Raw genomic sequence first — 17,982 nt, forward strand, 5'->3', positions numbered from 1 at the left:
GACTCTTCGGTCGCCGGACTGAAGACGTAGGCATGTGGAGCGACTGGAATTCGTTAAGTCTTGAACGAAATGTGCTCTTCGTTGGCCTCATCCGCACGTCTTGATACGCAAAGGGACTGATTAAGGGCAGAGGGTGATTGCTTGTGGTTATTTCGCAGAAACTTGCGATCATCGGCTTAATTCTTGGGGGTCCAGATACGGCAGGGAGGGTGAGCGCAACGGTGCGCTCACTCCGAGCACTTCGGAGCTTTCCGACCATTTCGGAAGGATTCGCCCGGTGAATGACCGCATGCCCGCGGATGTACTGGCAAGGGCCGGTGCAGCGCGGATGACAGTGGTCGTCTTCGACGTCCTGGCTCACCTGCTGCTGCGTCGCCGCACACACCCCGCACAGCATCACCCCTGCACCCGTCTCGCCCAAAAGCTCCAGCATCCGCCCGGCCAGGCCCGCAGCCCCATCGCGGCGCCGGGACGACAGGTGCACCTGATCGCCATCACCCTCCTGCCGCCTTGGAAGGAGGCCCGGTGACACCCACTCCGGAATACGGCCACCACCGTCAGCCACGACCACAGGCACCCACCGCAATGCCAGTGGACTTCGAGGCGCTGGTCCGCAGCCAGGGAAGGGTCTACTACGGTGCCGCCTATCGCGTGTTGCGCAACCGCGAAGATGCCGAGGAAGCCGCCGCCGATGCCTGGATGGCCATCTACAAGGCATGGCCCCGGGTACTGAGCAGCCACAACCCGTATGCCATGGCTTACAAGATCTTCAAGGACACCCTCAAAGACCGACTGCGGGCAATCATGCGCCGGCCAGTCACCGAGTGCCCCCTTGAAGACGACCAGGTCGACAGTGAAGACGCCTTCGCCTGGCTTGAGGCCCGGACCGAACTGCTGGCGGCCCTGGGAGAGCTGCAGCGTACGTCGCCGAGAGCGGCCGAGTGCGTAGTGCTGCGCTACTTCCTCAATGAGTCCTACGAGGACATTGCCTCGAAGCTGGGCATCTCGGTGAGCAATGCGCGGGTCAACGCCCATCACGGAAAGCGCCGTTTGTGCCACGGAGACAACCGAGACACCCGCTCCCACAAGGACACGCGGGACGAGGGAGGGACCCGATGAGCATCGAAGACGCCACTGGAACCGACACCACCCAGTTCAACGTTGAACGCACACCACCGAGCATCGAAGACGTCATGAACACGGAACGCAACCAAGTGCAGCGTGAACTGGATGCCTGGGACTTGGAAGCGTTCGTCGCCAAGCTAGGGCAGCGCATCGCTGTGGTACAGCAGCAGCCGAGGCGGCAGCGGCACACCAAGACACCACAGCCGCCCCGCCCCGCTCCCTCCCGCCCCACCCCCAGCCGGCCAGGGCGCGGTAACGGACCTTCGATCCTGCGTCCGCCCGTCCACAGCGAATGGGAACTGCAGCGGCTGTGTGAGGACGCCGTGACCGTCCCCGAGGTGAGGGCGCTCCTGGAGCGTTTCCTCATCGACTTCGACCCCTGCGGAGCGCGAGTCTTCGCCTGTCTTCTGTACTTGGCCGACCGAGCCGACCACGCCCTGTTCTGGTGGCGGTTTGCCTCTGGAGCCGAGGACGGCCTGGCCGCCTACTGCATGGCTCTGCACTCCAGCGCCGTCGGCGAGAAACGGCAGCTAAGTACCTGGACTCGCTACATCCGTGACCTCGCCTTCGACCCTGCACGGCACTGGCCTCAGCCGAAGAAGAACAGCACCATCACCTCGGATACCCGACGTCTGAGCAACTGCGTCCAGACCAACGTACGCGCAGCTTCCATCCCCGACTCGAGCTCCCCGGCCATCATGCTGCCGACCGCCGACCTGCCCAGAGAACTCGTGTCGTTGTAGCCGACATGAACCCGGCGCCACCCGAAGGCTCCGCACGCGGGCGTGCGGAGCCTTCGTTGGGCTGGCATCGCCGTGATGCCAGACGGTGACCGGAAAGCCTGTTTGGTCCGGGCAGTTGCCGCTTCCTGGCTCTTGCTTGCCGTCGTTTCCCACACGCTGATGACAAAAGCCGTCAGAAAGCCATCAAGTAGACATGCCTTAGTTGGTGGGTCTCTGTCGCACTCTTCGGTGCCACGCCGGCCTTCGCTCTCACGGCGACGCACATCGATGCCGCCAAGGTCGAATCCTGGAGCAGCGAGTCGCACAGAAAGCTCCACGTTTACGACACGAAGGCGGACGACCGTGCCGTCTACGGTGAGTACCTGCGCGCCGGAAGTGACGAGCACTACAACATGTGGAACAAGAGCGGTTCCGGCACGGTGGTCGTAAGCAATGGCGGCACCAAGATTCTGCAGGCACGGGCTTGTCGGCAGGAACAGTGGGCGCCCGACGAGTGTGGTGCCTACAAGGCGAACTGACGCCTTTAGGGACACAAGGATGCTGGAACGCCTTCGACGGTTCCAGCAATCCATAACGTGACGTCAGCGGCGGGTCGGCCACGGGAAGGTGGCTGGCCCGCCGCTGCGTGGAGGAGGGGACACAGTGGGCAGCAAGGTTGAGAAAGAAGACGGGATCTCGCACGAGGCATCGGCCGGGGCGGCGCTGAGCGTAGCGGGCTTGCGGTACACCATCGCAGAGCGCGTACTGCTGGACAGTGTCAGCCTGCAGGTTCAGCCGGGGGAGTCGGTAGCGATTACCGGGCCGAGTGGCAGCGGCAAGAGCACGCTGTTGTCCTGCTTACTCGGCCTCATCAAGCCCCAGGACGGCACCATCGAGATCCAGGGCAGTGACATAACCCGCATGGGCGCTCGCCAACTGGCGCGGCACCGGCGCGACACGACCGGCATGGTCTTCCAGTTCGGCGAACTGCTCCCTGAGCTCACGCCGGTGGAAAATGTAGCCTTGGCTGCCATGCTCAACGGCCTCAACCACAAAGAAGCCTACGAGCGGGCTGCAGGACTGCTGGCTGACCTCGGTGTACCGACCAACGGGACCTCTACAGACTCTCTGTCAGGCGGCGAGCGTCAACGTGCTGCTGTCGCCAGAGCCCTGATCAACCAGCCGAGATTGCTGCTCGCGGACGAACCGACCGGGGCGCTGGACGAGACCAATCGGGAAAGTGTCGCAGAGCTGCTTTTCTCCGTTCCGCGACGGTGGAACTGCGCCTTGGTCGTGGTCACCCACGACACCGCAGTTGCCGCCAGAGCAGACCACCACCTTGTCCTGCACGAGGGCCGCTTGGTCGCCCAGCCGAAGGTGGACCGATGACTGGACGTCGCCTGCGGTGGCAACTGCTGCGCATCGGCGTCGCCGCCGGACGGGGAGCCCAAAGCAGCCGCGTACGCCTCACTGCTCTGCTCTGTGCAACCCTCGTTCTCACCATTTCTCTCGGGGCCCTGGTTGCCGGATTCGCCACGTACGACGGCCGTGATCTCCGCGGCAAGGCTCGCGCCCCCCAATACGTCCAAGAAGGCTCAGGGCAGAAACCCGTCGCCCTGTGGCGCGGCCTCTTCGACACGGTCGGAAATATCCAGCATTCCATCGTTCTCGTCGAACCGTTAACCTCTGACGCGCCTCTTCCCCCGGGCCTGAGCCACTGGCCGCAACCTGGTCAAGCTGCTGTGTCACCGGGCCTGGCGGACGCCCTGGACGCGGCCGGAGACCACGACCGGTATGGAGGCACCAGCGAACGGATCGCTCCCGAAGGGTTGGCCGTCCCCCGCGAACGCCTGGCCTACGTCCGTCCAGCCCCGAACCTCGGTGAGCCCCCGTTCATGCAGCCCATCGCGGGCTTTGGCCGCGATGACGCTCCGGCCGCCGTCGGCGACAATCTCTGGATCCAGCCGCTCTCCACATTCGCGCCAGCCGTGATCGGCCTGCTGCTGGCCCCGGCTGCTGTCCTCGTGGTGATCTCCGCGCGGATCGGTTCCGCCGGTCGTGACCGGCGTACCGCCCTCCTTCAGGCGATGGGCGCCGCGGGAAGTGCGCGTGCCTGGGTCAACATCGGTGAGGCCCTGCTTCCCGTCCTGGCAGGCGCCGGACTCGGGGCGTTGGCTGTGGCCATCCCGCTCTTCGGTGACTTGCGCATCCCCGTAGTCGACTTCCGACTGGCTTCCATCGACCTGCACCGCTGGGGCTGGGCGCTGGCAGCATCCGTTGCCGCTGCGGTGGCTGCTGTGCTGGCTACGGTCGTTCTGCTGCAGCCGAAGGGAACAGCGAAGGGTGGGACGCGTCCGAAGGCAGCCAAGGGGCCCGCCACAAGGCGCATGGCCATCCTGTGCCCCATCATGCTCCTCTGGGCAGTACGGGGTACGGATCTCATCGGGAACACCTTTGCCCCGCTGTATCTGCTCATCTACACCACTGGCGTCATCGGAACCCTGGTCACGTTGCCTGCCGTCGTAGCCCTCGCGGTCGCCGCTGCAGGACGGGTTCTGGCCCGGTTGGCGCGGCGACTGGGGGCACCCGGCATGCTGGTGGCCGGCCGCTGGGCCGCCACGAGTCCCGGAACGGTGACCCGCATGGTCGCCACCGTGATCGTAGCCATCGGCCTGGTCGCCCAGATCCAGCTGTGGTCCTCCCGGCTCAGCCCCGACATGCAGGCCGCCGCCACCACCCACAGCCGGATCGGCAACCAACTCGTCACCGCCACCGGGACCTTCGACCCGTAACGAGCCGCGGAGTACGTCGAGGCGGTTGAGCGCATCTCCCCCGGCAAACCGCGGGTGGTCGGCCTGACTCCCGGCCCCGGAGGAACACCCACGCTCGTCGGCACCTGTTCAGCCTTCACCCCTCTGGGCTTGGCCTGCGATGGAAAGCAGCACACCGTACGGGCATCCGACGGCACACCCGCCTTCCAGGAACTGATGCGCTGGTACGGCCAAGGAACCGACAAAGCCACGGTACGACCGCAAGCCACCACCGTGGAAAATGGCCGCGCCCCCGCCCTTCTCATCGCTGTGTCGACCGACGGCTCCGATCTCCCCATCGAACACATCCGACACCTCGCCCACGCCAAACTGTCCGTGGCACCGGACGTAGATGTCCCCGGTGGGGAATGGCTCAAAGGCGCTGCGCCCCATGAACGCATGGCCACCTGGGTGATGTTCCTCGGCATCACCGGCGTGCTGTTCCTGGCCATCGGAGCCGCCCTGAACAACCTCTCCGATTTTCTCCGCTTCGCCTCCAATGTGGCGCCGATCAGCGTACTCACCGGCCGCCGTACGGTCTTCTACTCCGTGGCCGCCTGGACCGTTCTTGTTCCCTTCCTGATCGCCGGCGGCGTTGGTGCCCTCGCTGCCGTATGGCTGGGCACCCCCCTCACCCGTCCCGGCGGTGGCGCCGAAATGTCGTGGCCCGTGCTCGGTTCCGGTATCGCCGTCGTGGAAGCCTTGGCGGTCCTCTTCTGGCTCTGGGCCGCCTCGACATCTAGCCGCACGGCAGGCAGGTGGCGTCCGCGAGCGGACTGAACCCCGTAGCGCCTCAATTCGCAGTTACTCATCGACAAGGCATAGCGGGCACTCGCTCAAAGTGGCTGCCCGCTATGCCAGAGCCGTCCGACATGGAGTTTCATGGCGTACATACCGTCTGCGCCACCGAGAATTAGCTGCCCATGGGAGCTGAAGGTAAGGACAGTGCAGCGGTACAGCATTGACGGGATCTGCATTTGACCGCTCCGGATATTCTGAACGTACAGTTCTGCGTCGTTCCGCGCCGTGGCGCGGACAGAGCCGACGGACGTGTGGGCGGCGGCGAGAGCAGTTGCCAGGCGTAGTCCCCGTGGTCGGCAACGAAGTCCACCTCCCCGTGCGAGATCGTCAGCCACGGCAGCGCCAGCCGCGCCCACACCTCCGACTTGTAGCGCACCCGGTCCTTCTTCGCTTTCGAGGCGTGCTCGCGAGACCGGTTGGGCTGACCGATGCGCTGGTTCCACACCGGCGCCTGCTCCTCCAGGCCGGACCAGTCGTACGCCGTACTCACCGGTGAGGTCTATGACGAGCTGCCCCGCGTGGAACGAGGCCACCGTCCACGCCGGCACGTCGAAGCGTTGCGTCTGGGCGACCGCCGCGTACTTCGAGTTCAGCACGACGCGGCCCTGGTCGTCGATGACGACCGACCCCCACGGCCCGTGCACCGCCGTTATGAACGCGATGGCCTGATGGAACGGCAGGTTCTTCGACTCCTCCACCCCAATGGGCTGCCATGGAATCCAGCACCACTCGCCGATCGGCCCAGGCTCCGCGAAGACCACCGACGTCTCGGTCTCGACCCGGTTGTGAAGGAGGCTGAACTTGATCTCGCCCTGCAACCTGACCTCCTGCGGAAGGCCCATCGCCGGCGGCGTCGTCTGCACGATCGCTTTGGGGCCGCCCTTGGGTCTCTGGCGGCCGGCGACCAGCGTCCCGCCCGCATGCGAGATCACCGGCCCCACCACGCCGTGGCGACGCAGCGAAACTTGCAGACGCACGAACGATTCCTCGGACAGGTGCCGCGGCTTGTAGTCGGCCGGGCACAGCTCCTCCAGTGGGTACGCCGGGTCGAAGCGCACGTCGAGACGGTTGCTTACGGCACGTCCCCTTCGCGGGTCTGGTGCTCCTCGTTGAGGACATGCCAGCCGAAGCCCGAGTCCGAGTCGTGCGCATCGACGAGCTGCCGGTACAGCGCGTCCAGCACCTCGACCTCAGCCTGAGTGATCCGCATTCGCGTCGAGGACCACTGAAGGTAGCTCCACTGCAAATAGTCCACCGTTGCCGCAGTCCCCGGCCCGGTTCCGTCGGTCGGCAACTCGATCGGCGCCGGCAGGGCCGTGTCATCAAGGAGCTGGTCCAGCTGCGCCTGGTCGTAGCCGGTCCCCTGGAGGTCAGGCAGGTCGGAGAGGATGTCGGCGAGCAACGCCGTACTGAGCCGCTTGGCCGCCTTCAGCGTGTGGCTGTCCGCCAGATCCGCGTTCGGCCGTCCGTTCAGCGAGCCCTTGTTGACGACGATCGGCCGGTACTGGCCGTTCGCGGACAGTGACTTCGTGATCGCATCGAGATCACCGGTGCGCGGGTTGCGGGGGCAAACGGCGAGCTGATCGACGGGTACGGCCAGGTCCGCGAGCGAGGCCGGAATGCGAGAGCTGGACACGGAACTCCAGCCCCATGCCCGCATCCGAGCTAAGTGACCAGCCGCAGAGCCCAGCACAAGGCAGCTACCGATTGTGGGGCTGGGGAACTTGGGAGGGGATGTAGGGCGGGCGGGCTGGAACCTCAGTCGCAGCAGCGGTCGTCTACCTTCCCAAGACTGTTAATTGGGGGTACGCATTGGGCGTCACGCTGCCGACGGCGCTGGACGAAGCTTTAGACCTGATAGGCGTTTCATGGCCAAATGTAGACGAAGACGACTATCGCGAAATGGCCACTTCCATGCGCGAGTTCGCCGACCAAGTTGATGACGGCGCCGCAGAGGCGCATCGCGCGCTGGCGGACCTTGTCAGCGGCGCGGGCGGCTCGATGGCCATGGCGGCCTTGGAAGAGCACTGGGGAAAAGTAAACGGCAAGCACCTGAAGAACTTGGCGGAAGCTGGTCGGGTGTCAGCCACCGCCATGGATGGTGTGGCGTTGCTCATCGAAGGAGCCAAACTCGCGGCCATCGTGCAGTTGGGCATCCTAGCCGCAGAGATCATCGCAACTGCTGCGTCAGCACCGTTCACCCTGGGCTTGTCGACGCTAGGAGGGCTGGCCGCTACCCAGGTGACCCGTATCACCGTAAAGCGCATCTTCAAGGAGGTATGTGAAGAGATCGCCAGTCATGTGGTCGATGTCGCGATGGGACCCGTATACGAAGCCCTCGGCTCCATGGCGGGCGACTTGATCGTACAACTGGGCACCAACGCGATGACGGGCAAGGAGGGAATCGACCTGGGCCGTACAGCCCGCGCCGGTAAGGATGGGCTGAAAAGCGGGGCCGCACAGATGGAACTGCTGTCCGCTGGCGGTGGCGGTGGCGGTGGCGGTGGTGGCGGCGGCGGTGGCGTTGGCGATGGGGGAGGGGGATTCAGTTTTCAGCCTGGTGACTACGACCGGGCGGTAGGGGGACTGGAGCGAGGGGGCGCCACCCTTGGCGATGGTGGGCGAGGCCGGATTGACCGGGCGCGAGCCCACCAAGGGCGCACGCGGCGAGGAGACCCCATCGCTAACGCGGCGAATGCCGCGCTTGACCGGGTGACGGACGGGATCCGGGACGCCACGGGCACAGCTGCCAAGCACCTGCGGAAGCAGATGACCGATGGCCTGCGGCAGATGAAACGTAACCACCTCGACAATGATGCCGGGCTGGCTCGCCACTTTGACAGCATCAACAAGGGCAAGAAACCTACTAGCAGGGGCCCGCAACCGGGCACGACTCCGCCCGTCAACACGGAGTTGCAGAAGCTGAATCGGAGCACACGCCCAAAGCTGCGCAAAAAGACACAGTTCGCTGTATTTCGGGATGCGAAGCGGGCGGGTAACGGTGAGGATTTCGTATGCCCCAACTCGGGCAAGATTATTAAGTGTGAGCGGGATGCTGCGGGCAACGCGATTAAATACAATGAGAGAGGGCGGCGCGTTACGGATGGGAGTGGTTTTACTCGCCCTGCCCCCAACCCTCCGAGCAGTTCGGGGCATCCGCAGAATTTTCACTTCGGGCATGTGCCTGACAGTGAGTACCGTCGCCTGAAGGATATAGTTGCAGATCACCCAGGTCAGTTCAAGTGGAAAGAAGTGCTGAACGAATACAATGACCCCAAGCATTATCAAGTTGAGGATCCGTCGACGAACGTCGGTCATGGGTCGGAGTCCACGGCCCCGGGGTACGGGCACTACGGCAAGAACATGCTGAACGACCCGAATTTCGGAAACCCGGGGGGAAATTCCAGCCCACCGAACGGGTCTGGTCACACCTCCAGCGGTCGAAGTGGCCGCCATAATAGAACTAACCCCTTCGGCTGAATCATTGCGAACTTGGAGGACATTGTATGAGCACGCCTGAGCCGTACGCCGGTTTCATCGATCACATCGAAGGATTTCTGGGCAAGGTTTATGACGCCGAGCCGCCCGTGATCGAGGGGGAGAACCGCGGCTTCGCCCTCTTCTTCTGCAAGACGCCCGCAGAAGACCTAGTGTCCGTAGTGACTAACGGCATTCGCTTCCAAAAGATCACCACCATCATGCCGATTGAACTAGCTTGTACGGTCCTTCCGGAACAGCGTGCCTACGCCCGCGCGCTCGTCACCCTCACAGCCAACCTCGTGATCAGGGTGGGAGAGGCCGTGCAACTCGACCAAGTGATTCCGGCCCCAGAGCCGTTCTGGGAGGACCTCGACATGGCGGGTGTCATGATCGTGAACCACCCTTACATCGAGGACGGTTTCGAATCGGTCCTGAACGCTGAAGGCCGCACCGAAATGCAGATCCTCACCGTGGTCCCGGTGACTGCAGCAGAGATTGCGTATGTCAACGAGCATGACGCTGACGCTCTGTACGAGATCTGGGAAGAGGAGGAAACCGATCTGCTGGACGTCACACGGGCGTCTGCGGTCTGATCCTGTCTGCCCGCGGCTCCGCTGTTTCCTGGCTGTCTGCCAGTTACGCGACCCAAATGTATAGCCGTGCGACATTGGTCACTCGGTTGATGGGTGTCTGGCCTTGGAGTGCGGTGTGGCATCGGTGGTGGTTGTAGGTGTACAGGAAGCCTGCCAGGGCTGTGGTGCTCTCAGGACCTGGGTGAACTGCTTGGCTTTGTAGTAGGAGCCGTCGTCGGTCAGGACCCGCTGGACGGTGATGCCGTGGGCCGCGAAGAAGGCGTGGGCGCGGCGCCAGATGGTGATGGCGGTGTACTGACGTTCGTCGGGCCGGGTGGTCGTCGACGGCGGAGTGGATGCCCTGTAGCCGATCACCGGTTTGCAGCTCTTGCGCTGGTCGGTGGTGCCTTGGCGGTTGCGGTCACAAGCCGTCCTGCCGACGGTTCACCAGCCGCCGCCGTCGGGGATGTTGCCGAACTTCTTGATGTCGACGTGGACCAGCTCACCGGGCCGGTCGAGCCGGACCAGGCGGTTCATGCCGTGGCGGGCCAGGAAGCGGTGCACGGTGAAGGCGGGCAGGCCGAGGACCGGTGCGATGCGGGCCGGCCCCGCTTGCCGGCCTGGCGCAGTGCACAGACCCGCTCTTCGCTCTGCTCCCCGGTGCGGTACGGGGTGGTGTGCGGCCGGCTGGGGCGGTCGCACAGGCCCGGGTCGCCTTCCGCCCGCCAGCGGCAATCCACTTGTGGGCCGTCGGTCGCGAGGTGCCCATCTCGGCGGCGACGTGGGCCACCGGCCGCCCGGAGCGAACCCGTAGGACCAGCAGCCGCATGCCGATGACGGCCAGCCTGGCATTACGCGGGCATTACGGTGGGACACGAAGTCCTCCGTTGTGCGGTGCAGCCTAGGCACCTCCACCACACCGGAGGTCTTCGCCGTGATCGAACCGAGTGGATTGTCAACAACCCTCGTGATCAATGCACCTAGGACTTGCGCTTCTGTACGTGCTGATTGGTGTGAGCGCCCCCGATACACGATGGCCCGTCACGGCCACTTGCATCCACATATGTAGCGGGCCCGCTCGCCCAGTTGGCGTTCCTTCGGGTGCTGGGAGTACCGCTGATCGCGCTGGGGGCTGGCTGTTGCTGCTGCACTTGGGCTGACATGGTCCGGATGTGCGACATCCCGTGAGTCGCTGAGTCGCTCTGAGTACGGCTACTCAGACAGCTGAGGACAATTATCCTGGTCAGGCCATGTCGGAGCCGGGTGGGATGGCGGTATGCCATCGAAGTCCCCGAGTACGCCCGAGCCGCAGCCGCAGCCGCAGTCGACAGCGCCGGACGCGGCCCGCCCACTGCACCTGTGGCGGTGGGCCCTGGTCGTGATCGGTGTAGGGCTGGTCTGGTGGGGGCTGTTCGCGGTCGATGCCTTTCTGACGGCCCAGGCCGGCGGCCCGGTACGCACTGCGACTGTCTACCAGCACCGCGACGCCCAGACACGCCGGACGGGCGCCGATGTCGTCAAGCAGCTGACGCGGGCCGAGAGCGTGGGTAGCGCCGAGACGAAGGGCAGCACGAGTTGCGTCGACGACTTCGGTGTCGACGACCTCGGGGAGACGCGCGATGAGCCCACCTATGTCTGGCGCCTGTCCTACCGCTCGCAGAATGATTACCTGGCGGAGATCAAGCGGCTGCGCGCGGAGTGGAAGGCGCTCGGCTGGCAGGTTACGGGCGCGGACCCCGATGCCAACCCGAAGGTGGTCGGCGTCGATGCCGTCACCGACGACGGCATCGACGTCGGCCTCACGCTCGACCCCTACACCTCGGAGCCGGTGCTCACCTCGCACAGTGGCTGCATGCGGCACCGCATCGGTGACTGACCGCCCAATGCCGGCGCTGTCGGTCGTCGCGGTGCTGCCACCGGGGAGGCCGCGGCGGGCTGGCAGGGCCGGGTTACTGTGACGGGGGCGTTGAAGTCGTTCGAAGCCGAGCGCGTGTGGCAGCAGTCCACGGGTAAAGGTGTCAAAGTCGCAGTCATCGACGGCGCCATCCAGCTCGACCACCCGGACTTGAAGAACAACATCTTGCCGGGCAAGAGCTTCGTCAACGGCGGCCTCGACCACGCCAGTGATCACGGGACGGCGATGGCGTCCCTGATCGCGGGGCACGGTCACGGCCCCGGGAACGCGGACGGGATCAAGGGCCTGGCGCCCGACGCCAAGATCATTCCCGTGTCGTTTCCCTCGCACGACGAAGGAGATGTCGGCGGCTTCAGCAGCGTCCGGCTCGGCGAGGCAATCCGCTACGCCGTCAATGCGGGCGCCAAGGTCATCAACATCTCCCTCGGTTCGGACGTGGAGGACTTCGACCGAGCCCAGATCGCCTACGCGTTCAAGAAGGACGTCCTGGTGGTGGTGTCCACCGGCAACGAGGGCGGGCGGCTGACCGGCCTGGCCGCCTCGCCGGGCATCCTCGCGGTGGGAGCCGTACAGCAGGACGGGAAAGTTTGGGCTGATTCCAACTTCGGCCCCCAGACGATGCTCACCGCACCCGGGGTCCACATCAGATCGGCCGGCTCGTACAAGCCGTACCGGCAGGCATCGGGAACCTCCGACTCCGCCGCCTACGTCTCCGGCGCCGCCGCCCTGCTGCGCTCGAAGTACCCCGAGCTGACCGCCGGGCAGATCGCCAACCGACTGGTGAAGACCGCTGGAATGGCTCCGGGGATGGAAGGGACTCACCTGCCCGACCCGCACTACGGCTACGGGTTCATCCGCCCGCTGCGGGCCCTGAAGGACGACATCCCGGCCGGGTCCAAGAACGGCCCCCTGAAGGTGCCCGATGACCCCTACGCGGACGTGGACACCAGCGAACCGCCGCCGCCGACCGGGAAGAAGACGTTTCTGAGTGATCTGAGCATGGCCACCGTCGGCGGCATCGCACTGGGCGGCCTGGCCGTCCTGGTTCTCGTCATCGTCCTGGTCGTCCGCAAGAGCAACCGCCGCAACGGCCCGCCCCCGCCTCCCGGCGGCCCGGGCGGTTACGGCGCACCCGGCACCTGGGCGCCGCCGCAGCCGGGCCCGTACCAGCCGCAGCCGGGCCCGTACCAACAGCATCCCGGCGCGGGCGGCTTCCCTCCGCCCCCGCCCCCCAACCGTCCCGCGGGCCCGTAACGCCGACGGCCCGCCGCGACTACGAGAACGACGTTGGTGCGGTGTCGTGGTGGCGACGGGACTCTTTGCCGGGGTGGGGCGGGTGGGTTGGGTTTACGGAGCCTGGTCCGCCGGCTCCTGTGTTGGGGTGTTGTCGAGGTGGGACAGCATTGTTCGTAGGTTGGCGATCTCGGTGGACAGTTGTGCGCCCGATCCTCGTGCCTTCGCCTGGTCGAGGGCGGTGCGGGCCTCGTCATAGCGTCCGCTCGCGAGTGCCAGCAAGCCGTACAGCTCGTGCAGGCGTCCTGCGTCCCGGGGTGTGGACCTGCCGTCTCTCGCTGAAGCGGCAGCTGCCGAATCCGCGAGTTGTGAGAGACGGCTCAGCGTCTGGCTGGCGGCTACTACCGTTTCGAAGTACGTGGCCTCGACATGCCGGTCGACACTACGGAGCAGTCCCGCGAAGTGGCTGATCTCGTTGGCACCGCCGAAGCGAAGGGCGAGCTCACAGAGCAGAGCCCAACTGTCCTGCAGCCGCTCTGCGACGTAGTCCGAAGCTCCGGGCGGGCAATGCGTCAGGGATTCTGAAAGCAGGTCGAACAGTTCGCGTGCGCGGGTCGGAGTGAGGGTTTCGACCAGCTGTTCACGAGCGTGGTAATAGGTCCACTTGGAGTTGTGGGGTTCGTCATTGCGGCACAGTTCGAGGAGATCATTGTGCCGTTGCAGCTTCTTCTTGGCCTCGATGACTTCTGGTTGGTAGCCATGATGTGTGAAGCGGACAGAGACGCGGGCTGTTAGGGGGCAGTTTCCCTCTTGGTCGTAGGGACGCTCGTGGATCCGGCCCTTATAGCGAAGAGATGTTCTCGATCGAAGAGCTCGTGGCAGGTCGGTGTAAATCCCGCCTTGGTCGTCGACATCTGCGATCTCTGGACAGACCGCCAGGTCGACGTCGGGCAGCACGAGGTCCAGCACCGTCAGGCAACGCCGGAGTGCCCCGACGGACGCAGGCGCCAACTCCTCGTCGGCGTCGACCATGACGATCCAGCCGTCCGTCACGTGGTCGAAGGCCAGGTTTCGCTGTCTCGCGAAGTCCTTTTGCCACGGGCTTTCGATCACGCGCGTGGGAATGCCCGACTGCCGCACTACTTGCAGGGTGCTGTCCCGCGATCCTGAGTCGATGACGAGTACCTCGTCGACGTCGGCAGCCAGGGCGTTGATGCACTGGCCTACTCTTTCTTCCTCGTCGCAGGTAAGTATCACCGCGGTGATGCGGGGCGACGGCATCGTTGAGGAAGAAAAGGGTGGGAAGCCGGCGGCGGGTACGTCAGCCAGGTGGGGGGAGACGTCGTAGACGAGGCGCAGGTCCTCGTCCCAAGAAGTCGTTGCGGTGTCACGCCCATGTGCCGCGACCACTACTTCACCGAAGCGCATTGCCGACGCCCTCCATGACCTTCTGATTCTGGGCGGAGCCGCCCCCGATGTGGACGATGTGGTCGAAGGTGAGGTCGGCAGCATCTGTATGGGACACCACTACCTTCGAAGCGGGAAGTGATGCGATATTGCTCCAGATCCTGTGCACAGTTCCGCGGTCGATGCCGCTGAATGCTTCGTCAAGCAGGTAGACGTCCGGAGCGTGCAGCACTGCCCTGGCCAATGCCAGGCGTTGCAGCTGTCCGCGGGAGAGGCCGCTTCCGTCCTCTCGCACTCCCCAGGACAGACCGCCCGGTAGATCGCGCATGACCTCGTCGAAGCACGCGATTCTGCATGCGAGTTCGATCTCTTCGTCCGCTGCCGGCCTGCCCAGGGTCAGGTTCTCCCTGAGTGTGGCGGTGATCAGCAGCGGGTTGTCGCTGAGGTAGAGGACGCGGTCCCTGAGTTCGTTCTCCCGTAGCTGCCTGCTGTCCCGTCCGTTGACCGTGACGGTCCCGTGGTATTCGGAGAAGAAGCCTGCGATGGCCTTCAGGGCTGTGCTTTTTCCCTGGCCGTTGGCGCCGACAATCAGCGTCGTGGAAGCCGGTTCGATGGAGAGCTGGAGTTCCTGCACCGCCGGACGCGTGGCGGACGGGTAAGTGACACTCAAGCCACCCACCTCGATGTGCGTGGGCTCGGCGTCGAGAGGAGTTGCCGGGGACGCCAATTCGGCCGGCGTCAGGCGGGGGTCCTCGTTCTGATTGATGATCTCGCGGTAACGGCCCACGGCGGCGAAGAGGCGCTGGAGCGTCACTTGGAGAGCCGCGATCGAGTTCGCAGACGACAGGAAGTAGCCGGCCAGCGAGACCGAAGCGAAGATCTGGCCGACTGTCAGCACCCCGGAGAGGGCGAGCCTGAGGCATACCCACGTGGTGAGCACCGTGGTGAGACCGAGGTTGACGGTCATCACCACGGAGCCCAGGTTGCCGAGCCTGCCCAAGCGGGTCTCGGCGGAGATTCTGCGTTCCAGGCGTTCCCGGATCCGGTCCAGAGCGAAATCCCGCTTGGCGTAGGAAACCACTTGCTCGTAGTGGTGTACGAGGTTGAAAAGCTCCGCTTTGAGCGTCGCATCCCGCTGCAGAGCTTCCTCGGAAGCGGTCCTGATGGGCGAGAACAGCAGCCGCGAGGTGAGAACGTTCACCGCTGCGGACAAGAGGAGAACGGCAAGTATGTACTTGTTGGTCAGGGTCAGGTACGCGCCCACCCCCAGTACCACCCCGACGTCCATCGAAGCCTGGACCGTGGAGGTGGAAACGAGCGTCTGGATCTCCTGTACGTCGTCGAGACGACTCACCAGGTCGCCGACTCGCCGGTTGTTGTGGAACGCCGTCGGCAACCGCAACAACTTGCGAACGTAGGTCTCGGAAAGTTGGCGCTGCAGAGCCTGGCCGAGAGAGACCGCCAGTCGGCCGCGCGTGTACTGAGCGACTCCGACCAGGACAAGGATTCCGGCAACTGTGGCCGTCAGCAGGTTGATCGACTGCATCGAAGCCTCGTGCACGACACGGTCGACCGCTACTTGAAGGAAGATGCTGGTCAGCAGCGAAGCTCCGGAGACCAGCGCGGTGAGGGCAAGAATGGCGGCCAGCACAGGCCAGCGGCTGCGGACCAGCGGCCATACGATTCGCTGCGAGCGGAGTTCGTTGAACCTGCTGCGCAGACTCGGCCCGGCCGTCGGCGTATCCGTGACGAGCACGTGTCCGGTGAATATCTCTGCCAAGGCGTCCGCACTCATTTTTGTGGGCGCCGACAGCAGCGGGTCACTTATCGCGAAGTGCCCATTGCGTTCGGCATGCACCACCACAAAATGCGGTTGGCTCATGACCTGCACTCGTACGATGGCAGGCCCGGCCGTATTCACGGCCTGGGCGAGTTGCCCGATGTCCAGCCGAAGAAGCTCGGAGTCGATGCCGTAGTCCGCCAAGACGTGTTGCAGGCGCAGCAAAGAGGAGCCCCGACGGCCCAGGCCAACCGACTCGCTGAGGACTGCCACGTCGACCAGTTTGCCGTGGCGCCTGAGGACCGTTCTGACGCACGCCGGTCCGCAGTCCGTATCGCCCGTTTGGCTCGTATGAAATCGCCGGAACTTCTTCATTTGCTTACCTTTTCGCCCACAGGTTCGGCCCTGGCTTCCGGAGAAGCCAGGGCCGAATCAGAAAGTGCTAGCGGCAGAACTGGTTGTACATCTTCAGGTAGTCCGTGGGGGTGCCGCCGCACGAAATAACCACGCTGGTGAAGCTCAGCGCGTAGAGCTCGGCGCACTGGGCCTTGCTCAGGCGACGGCCTTCACCGTCTGCCTGCTGACCCTCGACCTCGCTGAGCGCGGGAAAGTTCATGGCACGCAGCTGGGAAAGACTCATTGTCTCTTAGCCCCTTCCGAAGCAGTAAGAATTTCTGAATGAGATGATCATCCCCTCTGGTCGGAGGGCGCTGCAATCCGTCATGTGGTGGCCACACCCGCCGTTCGGCGGGGTTGCTGCCCGGCAAGGGAAGGCTTATGCGTACGCCAGTTTTGCCGTGGGCGCCGGCACTGGCCGTTGTGTGCGCACGGGGCCGGCCGCTTGAAGTACGTCGCGGTCGGGCGACCAGGCGGTGATACCTGCCCGATCCGCTATGACCGCCGCTTGTACCCGGTTGAGGTTGCCGAGTTTGGCAAGCAGTGCACTGACGTGATCCTTGGCGGTACTCGGCGCCACACCCATGCGACGCGCTATCTGCATATTGGTCAGTCCGCTGCCCAGGAGGGACAGCGCATAACGCTCCCGGGGCGACAAAGTTCCCACCATCGCGGCTGCCTCATTGGTTCGGCAGCGGGCGAGATAACCATTGATGACGGCAGCTGCGACAGGTGATGCCAGGGGGCGTCGCCCTGCGGTGAGACTCCGGATGTCGTGGACCAGTTGTTCCGGGGCGGTGTCTTTCAAGAGATAACCCGTTGCACCGATGAAGAGGGCGAGAGACACGTCCTCCTCTTTGCGGGATTTCGTGAGCACGATGATTTTTGGGGAGTGTGTGACCGATGCAATTTGGCGCAGCACGGTCATGCCGTCAAGTTCCTGCATCTCAATGTCCAAGAGAACGACATCGGGGCGATGTGCCGCCACAGTCGCGCAAGCTTCGGGCCCCGCGCATGTTTCCACGACGTCTATGCCATCGGATGCGTCCAAGAAGTTCTGGAGACTCAGTCGCATCAGTGGCTCGTCATCGACGATGAGAACCCGCAAGGAATCTGGACATGCCTGACCTCTGGCACCCGTCATGATTTTCTCCCCGTGTCAGCTTTGCTAAGGTCTCTGTCATTTTAGGCGGGGAGCAGGGTAAGCGATTCACCAAATGTCCGGTTGAAAGTTCTATTAAAGTTCTGGTCAATTCAGTGCACCCCGCCGATCGGCGGGGGTGCCCGCCAGTCGGCGGGGACTTCTCGACGCTTCACCCCTGTAGGGTTTTCGGTACCCGTCGAAGCCCTCAGTGCCATGCGCTGGGCAATCAGGAGGAGGCCAAACATGGTTATGGGTCCGGGACTTGCCGGCATGCCCATGGATGAGTGGAAGATCCGGACGGCCGGCGGCAAGGAGTACGTCTTCGACAGCGAGGACGAAGCGCGGGCGGCCCTGCCGGATTACGGCGAAGGAAGCACGCTGTGGAAGCGGCGGGCCTATCGGGGGATAGCGAACACCACCGTGTCGTCGACAGGGTGGATTGACGTGACGTGAGCTGACCAAACGGTCGCTACTTTGCCAAGTTCGTAGTTGCGTATGCGGTAGGGGCCCTTGCAAAGGGCTCGCCGCATCGATTCGCGCCGACCTGCGCTGGTCTGCCCCTACTCGCGTCGGTCTGCCCTGGCCCGCGCCGACTTG

Annotated in this window: 17 protein-coding genes and 1 pseudogene; 11 read left to right on the forward strand and 7 right to left on the reverse strand. The window is 64.5% G+C overall.

Annotation, left to right across the window (positions count from 1 at the left end):
• The first annotated feature begins 328 nt into the window (after window positions 1–328).
• The 6 genes from ACH4OW_RS14760 (at window position 329) to ACH4OW_RS14785 (ending at window position 5,437) form a co-directional block, all read left to right on the forward strand.
• Window positions 329–529, forward strand: a complete 201-nt coding sequence (locus ACH4OW_RS14760; RefSeq protein ID WP_398027807.1) for a hypothetical protein — start codon at window positions 329–331, stop codon at window positions 527–529.
• Window positions 526–1,119: an RNA polymerase sigma factor gene (locus ACH4OW_RS14765; RefSeq protein WP_398027809.1), complete on the forward strand. Its 594-nt coding sequence runs from the start codon at window positions 526–528 to the stop codon at window positions 1,117–1,119. The genes ACH4OW_RS14760 and ACH4OW_RS14765 overlap by 4 nt, the downstream gene beginning before the upstream one ends.
• Window positions 1,116–1,868: a hypothetical protein gene (locus tag ACH4OW_RS14770; RefSeq protein ID WP_398027811.1), complete on the forward strand. Its 753-nt coding sequence runs from the start codon at window positions 1,116–1,118 to the stop codon at window positions 1,866–1,868. The genes ACH4OW_RS14765 and ACH4OW_RS14770 overlap by 4 nt, the downstream gene beginning before the upstream one ends.
• A gap of 642 nt (window positions 1,869–2,510) precedes the next feature.
• Entirely contained in the window at window positions 2,511–3,236 is a 726-nt protein-coding gene (locus ACH4OW_RS14775; RefSeq protein ID WP_398027813.1) for an ABC transporter ATP-binding protein, read from the forward strand.
• Window positions 3,233–4,639, forward strand: coding sequence for a hypothetical protein (locus ACH4OW_RS14780; RefSeq protein ID WP_398027815.1), 1,407 nt, complete (start codon window positions 3,233–3,235; stop codon window positions 4,637–4,639). Before ACH4OW_RS14775 ends, ACH4OW_RS14780 begins: the two co-directional genes overlap by 4 nt.
• Window positions 4,640–4,693: 54 nt before the next feature.
• Window positions 4,694–5,437: a hypothetical protein gene (locus ACH4OW_RS14785; RefSeq protein WP_398027817.1), complete on the forward strand. Its 744-nt coding sequence runs from the start codon at window positions 4,694–4,696 to the stop codon at window positions 5,435–5,437.
• Between the two features lie 56 nt (window positions 5,438–5,493).
• Here the strand turns inward: ACH4OW_RS14785 and ACH4OW_RS14790 are convergent, their stop codons facing one another.
• Entirely contained in the window at window positions 5,494–6,516 is a 1,023-nt protein-coding gene (locus ACH4OW_RS14790) for a hypothetical protein (protein ID WP_398027819.1), read from the reverse strand.
• A gap of 14 nt (window positions 6,517–6,530) precedes the next feature.
• Window positions 6,531–7,094, reverse strand: a complete 564-nt coding sequence (locus tag ACH4OW_RS14795) for a hypothetical protein (protein WP_398027821.1) — start codon at window positions 7,092–7,094, stop codon at window positions 6,531–6,533.
• A gap of 176 nt (window positions 7,095–7,270) precedes the next feature.
• Between ACH4OW_RS14795 and ACH4OW_RS14800 the strand changes: the two genes are divergently transcribed.
• Window positions 7,271–8,938, forward strand: coding sequence for an HNH/ENDO VII family nuclease (locus tag ACH4OW_RS14800; protein ID WP_398027823.1), 1,668 nt, complete (start codon window positions 7,271–7,273; stop codon window positions 8,936–8,938).
• Window positions 8,939–8,964: 26 nt separating this feature from the next.
• Window positions 8,965–9,531 carry a suppressor of fused domain protein gene (locus ACH4OW_RS14805; RefSeq protein WP_398027825.1) on the forward strand — a complete coding sequence of 189 codons (567 nt, stop codon included), beginning with the start codon at window positions 8,965–8,967 and terminating at the stop codon, window positions 9,529–9,531.
• Between the two features lie 43 nt (window positions 9,532–9,574).
• Here ACH4OW_RS14805 and ACH4OW_RS14810 read toward each other — a convergent pair.
• Window positions 9,575–10,339, reverse strand: a pseudogene (locus tag ACH4OW_RS14810) (helix-turn-helix domain-containing protein).
• Window positions 10,340–10,786: 447 nt separating this feature from the next.
• Between ACH4OW_RS14810 and ACH4OW_RS14815 the strand changes: the two are divergent.
• Together ACH4OW_RS14815 and ACH4OW_RS14820 are read left to right on the forward strand one after the other, a co-directional pair.
• Entirely contained in the window at window positions 10,787–11,386 is a 600-nt protein-coding gene (locus ACH4OW_RS14815; RefSeq protein ID WP_398027827.1) for a hypothetical protein, read from the forward strand.
• Window positions 11,387–11,476: 90 nt separating this feature from the next.
• On the forward strand, window positions 11,477–12,679 hold the full coding sequence (locus tag ACH4OW_RS14820; RefSeq protein ID WP_398027829.1) for a S8 family serine peptidase: 1,203 nt from the start codon (window positions 11,477–11,479) through the stop codon (window positions 12,677–12,679).
• Between the two features lie 93 nt (window positions 12,680–12,772).
• Here ACH4OW_RS14820 and ACH4OW_RS14825 read toward each other — a convergent pair whose 3' ends face one another.
• The 4 genes from ACH4OW_RS14825 to ACH4OW_RS14840 form a co-directional block, all read right to left on the reverse strand.
• Window positions 12,773–14,086, reverse strand: coding sequence for a glycosyltransferase (locus ACH4OW_RS14825; protein ID WP_398027831.1), 1,314 nt, complete (start codon window positions 14,084–14,086; stop codon window positions 12,773–12,775).
• Window positions 14,073–16,220 (reverse strand): peptidase domain-containing ABC transporter, encoded by a 2,148-nt coding sequence (locus tag ACH4OW_RS14830; protein ID WP_398027833.1) that lies wholly within the window; start codon window positions 16,218–16,220, stop codon window positions 14,073–14,075. Before ACH4OW_RS14830 ends, ACH4OW_RS14825 begins: the two co-directional genes overlap by 14 nt.
• 67 nt (window positions 16,221–16,287) lie before the next feature.
• Window positions 16,288–16,485 (reverse strand): hypothetical protein, encoded by a 198-nt coding sequence (locus tag ACH4OW_RS14835; protein WP_360125713.1) that lies wholly within the window; start codon window positions 16,483–16,485, stop codon window positions 16,288–16,290.
• 135 nt (window positions 16,486–16,620) lie between these two features.
• Complete coding sequence (locus ACH4OW_RS14840; protein ID WP_398027836.1) at window positions 16,621–17,385, reverse strand: response regulator; 765 nt, start codon at window positions 17,383–17,385, stop codon at window positions 16,621–16,623.
• Window positions 17,386–17,628: 243 nt separating this feature from the next.
• On the opposite strand from ACH4OW_RS14840, the gene ACH4OW_RS14845 reads away from it, so the two are divergent.
• Complete coding sequence (locus ACH4OW_RS14845) at window positions 17,629–17,838, forward strand: hypothetical protein (protein WP_398027838.1); 210 nt, start codon at window positions 17,629–17,631, stop codon at window positions 17,836–17,838.
• Window positions 17,839–17,982 lie beyond the last annotated feature (144 nt).

It is taken from the genome of Streptomyces sp. NPDC017056, from assembly GCF_044332485.1.
Taxonomy (GTDB): Bacteria; Actinomycetota; Actinomycetes; order Streptomycetales; family Streptomycetaceae; genus Streptomyces.